The following is a 9381-nucleotide window of genomic DNA, read 5'->3' as shown; positions in this document are numbered from 1 at the left end:
CGGCGCCGTGCTCCCGCACGGCGCCGGGCGGGCTAGAAGCCAGGGCCGCCAAGGGAGTAGTATGAAGAGTTCTATGAGCACTTCATCTGCGTGGCGCTCCGCCTCCGCCATCCGCGTCGTCCTCGTTGCAGCCGTGGCCGCGGCCGCCTTCATGGCGTCCTACGGCCTCTTCAGCGGCGAGCCAACCGGCACCGATTCGGCCGCACAAGGCTCCGCTGCCCCCAGCGCCGACGGCAGTCAGGCCGCCGATCCCTCCGAAGGAGAGATCGCATCCTTTACTACCGCCTCCGCTGGTTCGTGCGTGACGTGGGACATCGCCCCAGACGGCACTGCCACCGGCTTCGAGCAGACCAGCTGCGATAAGCCGCACCGCTTCGAGGTCTCCTCCCGCGAGGACCTCAGCACCTACCCCACCAGCGAGTTCGGACCCAATGCCAAGCGCCCCGACATCACACGGCAAAACGCCCTGCGCGACGAGCTGTGCGAAGCCCCCACGGTGAGCTACCTCAACGGCAAGTGGGATCCCAACGGCCGCTACGACATCGCCTCCATCCTGCCGCCGGCCGCCTCCTGGGAGCAGGGCGACCGCACCTTGCTGTGCGGCCTGCAGACCACCGACGCCAACGGCGTACCCCAGGAATCCACCGGTAAGGTCAGTGAGGTGGACCAGGCGGTCGTCGCCAAGCCCGGCGAATGCCGCAAGGTGGATGAGAACCAGGTGCTCAGCACCGTGCCGTGTAGCGAGCCGCACCAGATGGAGACCGTATCCGTCATTAACCTGGCCGAGAAATTCCCCGATGGTTACCCCAACGACGAGGACATGGATAAGTTCCTCTCCGAAACGTGTACTCAGGACGCCATGGACTACCTGGGCGGCGAGGAAAACCTCTACCAATCCACACTGCAGCCCTTCTGGGGCGCGATGAACCGCGAGTCCTGGGAAGCCGGCTCCCGTTCGGTGAACTGCTCCCTCATCCACGTCAACGAAGGCCTGTTTTCCACCATTACGGGCTCCGCTGCGGAGGGACGAGATTCCCTGAACATCAACGGCGCCCCGCCCACCGAGCAGCCGAAGCGCAACCCGCTGCGTGATCAGAACGCCCAGCCGGGCGGCGAGAACTCCCAGCCGGCTGGCGACAGTGCCGTTCCCGCCGCCACTACTGCACCGGCGCCGGCCCAATAAACCCCGACTATCCCACAGGGAGTAAGCACATGTACGAGGTCAGCGAGGAACGCTTCGAAGAGCTAGTCGGTGAGGCCCTGGATAAGATTCCCGATCGATTCGTCGACCAGATGCGCAACCTGGTCATCTTGGTGGAGGAAGAAAACCCAGACAACCCTAACCTGCTGGGCCTCTACGAAGGCGTGATGCTCACGCACCGCACCGCCTCGCACACTGGCTACCTGCCGGATACCATCTCCATTTACCGGCAACCTTTGCAGGCCATTAGCAACTCCGAGGAGGAGCTCGCCCACGAGGTCATGGTGACTGTCTTCCACGAGGTCGGGCACTTTTTCGGTTTCGAGGAGGACCGCCTCCACGAGCTCGGCTGGGGGTAGGCGCCCCGCCGGGTGCCTACCGTGGCCGCGCGAAACTAGACCTCGGTATCCGCCCAGCGCTCCAGCGTCCACTGGCCAAAAGGCTGACCCTGCGGCTCCATGAGGGTAAAACGGCAGTTCGGCATGTAGCCGGTATAGGCAAAGTCGGGGTCCACGCCGCAGGCATGCGTGGTCACCACGCGGATGGCAGCACCGTGGCTGACGACGACGATATCCTCATCATCCTCCAGCTCCGCAGCAAGATCCTCCAACACCGGTTGGTAGCGCTCGAGCACATCCACGTAGCTCTCACCGCCAGGCATCCGGGCAGCTTCATCGCCGTCGAGCCAGCCGCGCAGCGCCACCATGTATTCGCGGTGGGTATCCTCGCTGCCACTCATTTCATGCTCACCGGCAAAGACCTCGTGCAGGCCCACGCGAACCTCCACCGGAACACCGCGCTCATCGGCGGCCTCGCCATATGTACGGGCGGCCAGCATCGCGGTCTGTTGGGCACGCAGGGCAATAGAACACACAAAGCGCACGCGGCGCCCCGCGCACAGCTCAGCCAACTCGCGGCCAACATCTTCCGCCTGGCCGCGGCCGCGCTCGGTGAGCTCGGCGCCCGGCGGGCGGGTGTCCATGATGCGGTCAATATTGGAAAAGGTCTGGCCGTGGCGCAGCAGGATGATTCTTCCGGTCATGCTTCACCACACTATTGGCCGGTGCGCGCCTGCGCTACCCATTCATCGGCCTCTTTCAACCGCGCCAAATCCCGTGGGGCCTCCCCTAGCGCCACCACGGAAGGCCAGGAACCCACGAAAACGACATCCTCCGCGCGCAACCACAGCGCCCGCAGCGCCTCCGCGACCGGCTGGTCCTCGATGTGTCCGATGAGGTCGGCATGGAAACGGTAGTTACCGAAGACGGTGCGCAGCGGACGCGATTCGATGCGGGAGAGGTCCACCCCGCGGTGCGCGAATTCTTGGAGGGCGCCGACGAGGGAGCCGGGCTCGTTGGGCAAGGTGAAGATGACCGACGTCCTGTCATTTCCGGTCCGCTTGGTCGGCTTTCCGGCCGGCCCCACGAGGACGAACCGCGTCGTGGCCCCCGCGACATCCGCCACGTTCTCCGCAAGAGACTCCAGCCCGAAGACCTCCGCTGCCCGTGCCGGGGCAGCCGCGGCATCGACCTCCCCGCGCGCCACGGCCTGCGCCGCCGCGCCATTCGACGCCGCCGGAACATAGTCCACGCCCGGCAGGTTCTGCTCCAACCAACCGCGCACCTGCTGGTAGGCCACAGGATGCGTGGAGAAGGTGCGAAGAGTCTCCGCGGAAGTGCCGGGGCGCACCAGAATGGAGAAGGACACCGGCAGGTCTACTTCGCGGTAGATCTGGACCCGGGAGCCGTCGGCAAGCGCGTCAAAGGTGGCAGTCACCGGACCGTCCACGGAATTTTCAATGGCCACGCAGGCATAGTCCGCCGCACCAGAGCGCACCGCCGCCAACGCCTCGGCCGGCGAGTTCACCGGCAGCCCCTCGGGAGAAGCAAAGTCTGCGGCGAAGTGCTGCATCGCCGCTTCCGTGAAAGTTCCGGCGGGCCCGAGGAATGCGATGGTGGTGCTCATGACAGCAACTTTATCTCACGTAACTACTAAACTGAGCCGCCATGGACAGCACCGAGTTCACTCTGGACAAGCTGCGCGAGGATCTATCTGGTCTGGGCCCCGCGGAGCACGGCTTCACGTACCTCGACCTCGAGCGCCGGCCGCACACGCACGGGCGCTTGAGCGGCTGGATTCTCTCGGTCAAGGACCTCAATGACGTCGCCGGCATGCCCACCACGCTCGGCCATGCCGAGCGCACCTACGTGGCGGAGGAGACCGATCCTTTCGTGCAGGAGCTTATCGACGCCGGCGCGCTCATCGTCGGCAAGTCCGCCGCGCCCGAGCTGGGCCTGCGCGTGGACACCGAACCCGTAGGCCTGCCCCACCCGGATAACCCGCTCTACCCGGGCCATACCCCGGGCGGTTCCTCCGGCGGAGCGGCGGTCCAGGTGGCGCGGGGTCTGCTGCGCGCCGCGCATGCCTCCGACGGCGGAGGCTCCATCCGCGTGCCGGCTGCCGCCTGCGGCGTCGTCGGGTTCAAGCCGGGTGGTGAGGACCTCTCGGTGCAGGGGCTCATCACGCGCAGCATCGCCGATACCGCGACGCTGCACGGCCTTCGTCCGCGCGCCCGGCGCGCCCGCATCGGAGTGCTGACGGAGCCCCTCTTCGCTAACACTGAGGTGGCCCCGCACATGCTGCGCGCGGTCGCAGAGGCCACCGCCACCTTTGAAGGCGCGGGTTTTGAAACCGTGGCCATTTCCCCTTACCCCCAGGCCGCGACTACCTTTGAGGCCTTTCAACACATCTTTAGCCGCCGGCTGGCCGGCCTTGACTTCGCGGAGGGTTACGCGGAGTGGATCCGTGCGAAGGGCCGGCGCGTCACGGATTCCGAATTCGCCTCAGCCCGCGCGCACGCCGCGCAGCTGCCGGAGCTGCTGGCACAAGAGTGGGAAGTCGATGCCATCTTGAGCCCCATGCTGGCCTTCGATCCGCCCCGGCGTGGGCACTTCCTGGCGCTGGAGCACCAGGCCAACTTTGATGAGCAAACGCGGTGGTCACCGTGGGGTTCGTTGTTCAACGTGGCGCAGCTGCCTGCCATCTCCGTGCCGTGGCCGGTGCGCGATCACCCGCCCGTGGGCGTGCAGTTGGGTTCAATCACGCTTGACGAGTCCTCCCTTCTCGGCCTCGCCCAGGTGCTTCACCCATGACCGCGCGCTCACGCCTGCGCGCGGAAATCCTCATCGTCCTGACCATCACTTTTGGTGTCTCGGGCGTGCGCGCCGCGCTGCGGCTGACCGATTCCCTGCTCAACCCCGCCCCGCTCAACGAGCAGTCGGTCACCATCAACGCCTCGCAGTCGGCGACGACGCTGCTCGACCTTGCTTTCCAGCTCTGCAGCGCCGCGGTGCTCTTCGCGTGGGGAGCACTTGCGCTCTACCTGATCTCCTTCCCGCCCCGCCCGCGGTGGCGGGATGGTGTCCACGGCGCAGCGCTAGCGGCAGTCATTGGTCTGCCGGGGTTGGTGCTGTATTACGTGGCGCTGCACTTCGGGTGGACCAAGGAGGTGGTGCCGGGAGCGTTCGATACGTGGATTGAGATCCCGGTGCTGCTCATCAAGTCCTTCGCCAACGCGTGGGCGGAGGAGCTGGTGGTGGTGTACTGGTTCATGACCAGGCTCAAGCAGTCTGGGTGGGCCCTGCCCGCAACGCTGGCTGCTTCCTCCATCCTGCGCGGCTCCTATCACCTCTACCAGGGTGTTTCCGCAGGCTTCGGCAATATCATCATGGGCGTGCTCTATGGCTGGTACTTCCACCGCACGGGGAAGGTGTGGCCTCTGGTCATCGCGCATTTTCTGATCGACGCCATCGCTTTCGTGGGCTACGCATTGCTCTTCGGTGCTTAAGCACGGACCAGAGTTCATAGCATCACAAAGACCACGACCGCGCCCTGTGTGAAAAGTGGGGCGGAAGTGATTTCGCGGTACAGTGTTCCCCATGACCTACCAAGGACGCGATCCAGAGCGCGATTCCCGCCGCGCTGGCAGTCCCCACGGCGATTCCCGCCGCGCGGGTGCCACTGGCCCGGCCCACCCCCACGGCCCGGATGGCCCGCGCGGTGCGCATGCTGCCGGGCAGGATGCCGGTGAGTTCGTCCTTGGCGCTGACGGGCAGCCCCTGCGGGATCGCTACGGACGCCCGGTGCGTCGCCGCCCCTCCGGGCAGCGAGCTAATCCCACGCACTCTTCTTCTCGCGCTCAGCGCCCCGGTGCGCAGCGCTCGCGTCCGGAGGAAACCCGCTTCGACGTCGATGCCTATATGGCTCAGCACGCATCGCCGCGCCCGGCGCCCCAGCAGAACATGCCCGCCCGGGAACCTGCCGCCGGCGCATACCGGCGAAGCCCCGACGCACCGCCACGCAGCTACTCCCCACAGACTGCGTCCCGCGGGCGTCCTGCTCGGCGCCCGCATAGCCGCCGCAAGAAGGTCAACCCGGCGAAGCAGGTCTTCGGTTGCTTGGGCTGGCTCATCGTCATCGCCCTCGTCTTCATGGTGGCCTTCACCTTGTGGACGGATTCGCGCCTGACCCGTATCGATGCCTTACCCTCCGAGCAGGTGGCGCCGACCTCCGGGACGAACTGGCTGTTGGTGGGCTCGGACTCGCGCCAGGGCCTCACCGAGGAACAACAGGCCGAGCTGGGCACCGGCGGTGACGTAGGAGTTGGCCGCACCGACACCATCATGCTTCTGCACATTCCCGCATCCGGAAAGGCCCAGCTGGTCTCCATTCCGCGCGATAGCTACGTCGATGTGCCCGGCTTCGGCATGGACAAGGTCAACGCCGCCTTCACCTACGGTGGGCCGCAGCTGCTGACCCAAACCGTGGAACAAGCCACCGGCCTCCACATCGATCACTATGCGGAGATCGGCATGGGCGGCTTAGCCAACGTCGTGGATTCCGTGGGCGGCGTGGAGATTTGTGTCAAGGAGCCCATCAACGATCCGCTCGCCGGCATCGACCTCCAAGCGGGCTGTCAGAAGCTTCGCGGACCAGATGCCCTTGGCTACGTGCGCACCCGCGCTACCGCGATGGGTGACTTGGACCGCGTCGAACGCCAGCGCGAGTTCTTCGCCGCGCTGCTGGATAAGGCAACGTCCTTCTCCACCATCGGCAACCCCTTCAAGGCCATCTCCTTGGTCAACCACACCGCAGATTCCTTCATCGTCAACGAGAAGGACCACGTCTGGCACCTTGCCGGCGTGGCACTGTCGATGGCCTCGGGTGTGGAGACGAAGACTGTGCCGATCGGCGGCTTCCAGGACACGGTCGTGGGTAATGTCGTCCTCTGGGATGACGCCGAGGCCCAAGCACTTTGGGACTCCATGCGCTAAGGCTTCGACCGGTCGTTTCGATCAAATAGGGCTCCAAAACCTCGTGGTTTTGGAGCCCTATTTGATCGATATGTACCTAAGCCTCGGGGCGAAGGCGCCGAGGAATTAGCGCAGCGTCACCTGACGGGACTTGATGTTCTGCAGCTGCTTGCGCTCATCGGCGTTGAGGTTGGCGTCGTTGGAGATCTCCTCCTCCAACGCCTTGTTCACGCGAGACAGCTCGGCCTCGTAGGAGTCGTGCGCGACCCCTGGGTCGAGGTCAAAGACCGGGGCGATCAGACCGTGGGTGCGGAAGACACCGGCGAACTTGGTGTCCTCGCCCAAGTTGAGCTCGCCGCGAGCAGCCACGCGCGCCAGCGCGTTGAGGAAAGCATTCTCGTCATCACAGGGGCGAACCCAGCGGATGTGGGCCTTGCCGCCCCCGGCGTTAGCCCAGAAGGCGGTGCCGACAAAACCTTCGGCCTCCTGGCCCACCTGGTAGGACTCGATGACGGAATCGTTGGCGCGCTGCAGAGCCTGCGCCATCTGCGGAGGAACCTGCGCGCCCTCCGGCATCCACCACGCGAAGTCCTGGTAGACGTTGATCTCCAGCTCGGCGTCTTCCTCAAGCAGCTCCTTGAGCTCCGGCTGGGAGCCGTCGGCAGCGGTGGACTCGAGGGTGGAACCCGGCGCGTTGTTCTTCACCCAGTTCAGGGCAAAAGCCAAGTCGCGGCCCGGGTTGTGGGTGTGGGACTGTACCTGCAGGCCCACGAAGGCCTCGCCGCCAGACTCCTCGTCACGAATAAGCGCCGCGGTAGCACCGGGCAGCACGGTGGCGACGTAGACGTCCTTGTCAAAGCCCTTGACGGACAGCTTCGCCGTTGCGGAAGGAACAAATTCCTGCAGGGCGACGAGGCTAGCCTCAGCGGCGAGCCCACCGAAGGGGCGAGGGTCCTTTTCCAGGGCAGCGCGCTCGGCGGCGCGGGCAGCGAGCTTAGCTTGGCGGCGGGACATGCCCTCCGGCAGCTGTTCGTTCTTCTTTTTCTTCTTGGCCATACTGAACAACTTACCTGTTCATTACAGCTCAATGGCATGCAGGGCCACTTCCGGTTGGTTCGTGGCGAGAATATCCACCCCGTTGGCCCATGCCCACTTCATGTCCTCGGGTTTATCGATGGTCCACATGTACGTGGGCAGGCCGTGCGCGCCAATCGCGTCGGGCTGCAGCTTGCCGCGCAACAGCGACATACCCAGGCCAGTGGGCTGCGATAACAGGATATCGGGGCGGTTGAAATGGCGCTCCCAATCGCGGCGCAGGTAGATGCGGTCAACGTGCGGGGCGAGCGCTGCCATTCGACGGATGGCCCGGTGGGAAAAGGAAATCATGTGGATCCGGGGGTCGTCGAGAAGCCCTGCATAGCGCAACCGCAGCACCATTTGTTCTTCGAGGATGTCGCCCTGCCCCGAGGGATGCTTGGTCTCAATGTAGAGGTGGTGCTTCTTATCCCCGAGCATCTCGAGGAGCTCGTCGAGAAGCAGCATGCGCTGGCCGCCGCCAATCTTCAGGCGGCGCAGCTCCTCCCAGGTCAGGCGAGACACTCGGCCCGAGCCGTTCGTGGTGCGGTCCAGGGTGGGATCGTGGTGAACCACCACCTTGCCATCGCTGCTCAGGCGGATATCGCACTCGATACCGTGAATGGGAAGCGCGAGCGCTTTCTCAAAGGCAAGAGGGGATAGCTCCGGATATTTCCCGGAGTATCCCCTGTGGGCGACGATCTTCACTAGCCGAAGATTTCTTCCTTGATGGTGTTGAGCGTGTTGAAGGAGTTCTCAAAGCGCTCCTTCTCGTGGTCATCGAGGGCTAGCTCGATAACGCGGTTGACGCCGGAGCGGTCAACGATGGCCGGGGTGCCGATGAAGACATCCTCGTGGCCGTACTCACCCTGCAGGTAAGCAGAGACAGGAAGTGCGACGGCCTGGTTCTGGATGACCGCGCGGGTGATGCGGGCCAGGGCCATGCCGATGCCGTAGGAGGTGGAGCCCTTAGCGTCGATGATGTGGTAGGCGGCGTCGCGGGTGTCCTCGAAGATCTTCTCGATGCGCTCGTTGTAGCCCGGGTCCTTCTCAGAACGGTGGGACAGGGAGACACCTGCGATGTTGGCGGAGGAGACGACCGGCAGCTCGGAGTCACCGTGCTCACCAATGATGTAGGCGTGGACGGAGGTCGGCGCCACGTCATCCATCTCAGAGAGCATGTAGCGGTAGCGGGCCGAGTCCAGGACGGTGCCGGAGCCGATGACGCGCTGGTGCGGGAAGCCGGAGGCCTTCCACACTGCATAGGTCAGCAGGTCCACCGGGTTGGAGGCGACCAGGAAGATGCCGTCGAAGTCGTTCTTCATGACGTCCGCCACGATGGAGTTCATGATGTTGACGTTCTTGTCCACGAGCTGCAGGCGGGTCTCACCAGGCTTCTGCGCAGCACCGGCGCAGATGACGACCATGGAGGCGTCCTTGCAGTCTTCGTAGGTGCCCTTGGTCACGCGGGTGCGGGACGGGGCCCAGACAACGCCGTGGTTGAGATCCATGACGTTGCCTTCGAGCTTCTTTTCGTCGATGTCGATGATGGCCAGGTGGTCAACAGTGCCCTGGTTGACCAGAGCGTAGGCGTAAGCAACTCCAACGTCGCCAGCGCCGATGAGTACTACTTTGTTTCCAACATGATTTCCCATGTCTCCTATTGTGCCCCCAATGTCCGAATTTTGCTCGTTATGCGCCCGAATTCACAGGATAAGTAGTCCGATCTCACATTTTCATGTCCGATTGGGTCTGATTAGTGGCATCACTGCACGTACGGCCCAAAGCTGGTTC

At 64.5% G+C, this 9381-nt stretch carries 10 protein-coding genes; 5 read left to right on the top strand and 5 right to left on the bottom strand.

The genetic code is table 11. The features are described 5' to 3' along the window. Positions 1-73 precede the first annotated feature (73 nt). Both HMPREF2635_RS10815 and HMPREF2635_RS10810 read left to right on the top strand, forming a co-directional pair. Positions 74-1183 (top strand): septum formation family protein, encoded by a 1110-nt coding sequence (locus HMPREF2635_RS10815; protein WP_046647618.1) that lies wholly within the window; start codon positions 74-76, stop codon positions 1181-1183. A 29-nt stretch (positions 1184-1212) separates the two neighbouring features. Beyond that, entirely contained in the window at positions 1213-1560 is a 348-nt protein-coding gene (locus HMPREF2635_RS10810) for a metallopeptidase family protein (RefSeq protein ID WP_070821740.1), read from the top strand. 35 nt (positions 1561-1595) lie between these two features. Here HMPREF2635_RS10810 and HMPREF2635_RS10805 read toward each other — a convergent pair whose 3' ends face one another. Together HMPREF2635_RS10805 and pheA are read right to left on the bottom strand one after the other, a co-directional pair. Beyond that, the gene (locus tag HMPREF2635_RS10805) at positions 1596-2243 is read right to left on the bottom strand and encodes a histidine phosphatase family protein (RefSeq protein ID WP_070702255.1); all 648 of its coding nucleotides are present in this window, start codon (positions 2241-2243) and stop codon (positions 1596-1598) included. An 11-nt stretch (positions 2244-2254) separates the two neighbouring features. Beyond that, positions 2255-3166: a prephenate dehydratase gene (pheA, locus tag HMPREF2635_RS10800; protein WP_070821739.1), complete on the bottom strand. Its 912-nt coding sequence runs from the start codon at positions 3164-3166 to the stop codon at positions 2255-2257. Positions 3167-3207: 41 nt separating this feature from the next. Between pheA and HMPREF2635_RS10795 the strand changes: the two genes are divergently transcribed. The 3 genes from HMPREF2635_RS10795 to HMPREF2635_RS10785 all read left to right on the top strand — a co-directional run bounded on the left by HMPREF2635_RS10795 (position 3208) and on the right by HMPREF2635_RS10785 (position 6534). Next, positions 3208-4353 (top strand): amidase, encoded by a 1146-nt coding sequence (locus HMPREF2635_RS10795; protein ID WP_070821738.1) that lies wholly within the window; start codon positions 3208-3210, stop codon positions 4351-4353. Beyond that, complete coding sequence (locus HMPREF2635_RS10790; RefSeq protein WP_070545114.1) at positions 4350-5048, top strand: CPBP family intramembrane glutamic endopeptidase; 699 nt, start codon at positions 4350-4352, stop codon at positions 5046-5048. Before HMPREF2635_RS10795 ends, HMPREF2635_RS10790 begins: the two co-directional genes overlap by 4 nt. A gap of 91 nt (positions 5049-5139) precedes the next feature. Continuing rightward, complete coding sequence (locus tag HMPREF2635_RS10785) at positions 5140-6534, top strand: LCP family protein (RefSeq protein WP_083321305.1); 1395 nt, start codon at positions 5140-5142, stop codon at positions 6532-6534. Between the two features lie 105 nt (positions 6535-6639). On the opposite strand, the gene HMPREF2635_RS10780 is transcribed toward HMPREF2635_RS10785, so the two are convergent. From HMPREF2635_RS10780 to HMPREF2635_RS10770, 3 genes are read right to left on the bottom strand one after another with little or no spacing between them, the layout of a single operon-like run. Further along, on the bottom strand, positions 6640-7569 hold the full coding sequence (locus HMPREF2635_RS10780) for a DUF5926 family protein (protein ID WP_070821737.1): 930 nt from the start codon (positions 7567-7569) through the stop codon (positions 6640-6642). Between the two features lie 21 nt (positions 7570-7590). Further along, complete coding sequence (locus tag HMPREF2635_RS10775; RefSeq protein WP_070682201.1) at positions 7591-8295, bottom strand: glycerophosphodiester phosphodiesterase family protein; 705 nt, start codon at positions 8293-8295, stop codon at positions 7591-7593. Continuing rightward, a complete protein-coding gene (locus tag HMPREF2635_RS10770) occupies positions 8295-9242 on the bottom strand; it encodes an L-lactate dehydrogenase (RefSeq protein WP_046647625.1) in 948 nt (315 codons plus the stop codon). Before HMPREF2635_RS10770 ends, HMPREF2635_RS10775 begins: the two co-directional genes overlap by 1 nt. Positions 9243-9381: the final 139 nt, after the last annotated feature.

The organism is Corynebacterium sp. HMSC035E02 (assembly GCF_001836065.1).
GTDB lineage: Bacteria > Actinomycetota > Actinomycetes > Mycobacteriales > Mycobacteriaceae > Corynebacterium > Corynebacterium hiratae.
Note: the sequence above shows the minus strand (reverse complement) of the source record. Positions and strands in the feature narration are given on the sequence as shown.

Excerpts from the sequence above, each read along its gene's own strand:
- HMPREF2635_RS10815 (WP_046647618.1), top strand. The coding sequence starts at position 74 with ATGAGCACTTCATCTGCGTGGCGCTCCGCCTCCGCCATCCGCGTCGTC.
- HMPREF2635_RS10810 (WP_070821740.1), top strand. The coding sequence starts at position 1,213 with ATGTACGAGGTCAGCGAGGAACGCTTCGAAGAGCTAGTCGGTGAGGCC.
- HMPREF2635_RS10805 (WP_070702255.1), bottom strand. The coding sequence starts at position 2,243 with ATGACCGGAAGAATCATCCTGCTGCGCCACGGCCAGACCTTTTCCAAT.
- pheA (WP_070821739.1), bottom strand. The coding sequence starts at position 3,166 with ATGAGCACCACCATCGCATTCCTCGGGCCCGCCGGAACTTTCACGGAA.
- HMPREF2635_RS10795 (WP_070821738.1), top strand. The coding sequence starts at position 3,208 with ATGGACAGCACCGAGTTCACTCTGGACAAGCTGCGCGAGGATCTATCT.
- HMPREF2635_RS10790 (WP_070545114.1), top strand. The coding sequence starts at position 4,350 with ATGACCGCGCGCTCACGCCTGCGCGCGGAAATCCTCATCGTCCTGACC.
- HMPREF2635_RS10785 (WP_083321305.1), top strand. The coding sequence starts at position 5,140 with ATGACCTACCAAGGACGCGATCCAGAGCGCGATTCCCGCCGCGCTGGC.
- HMPREF2635_RS10780 (WP_070821737.1), bottom strand. The coding sequence starts at position 7,569 with ATGGCCAAGAAGAAAAAGAAGAACGAACAGCTGCCGGAGGGCATGTCC.
- HMPREF2635_RS10770 (WP_046647625.1), bottom strand. The coding sequence starts at position 9,242 with ATGGGAAATCATGTTGGAAACAAAGTAGTACTCATCGGCGCTGGCGAC.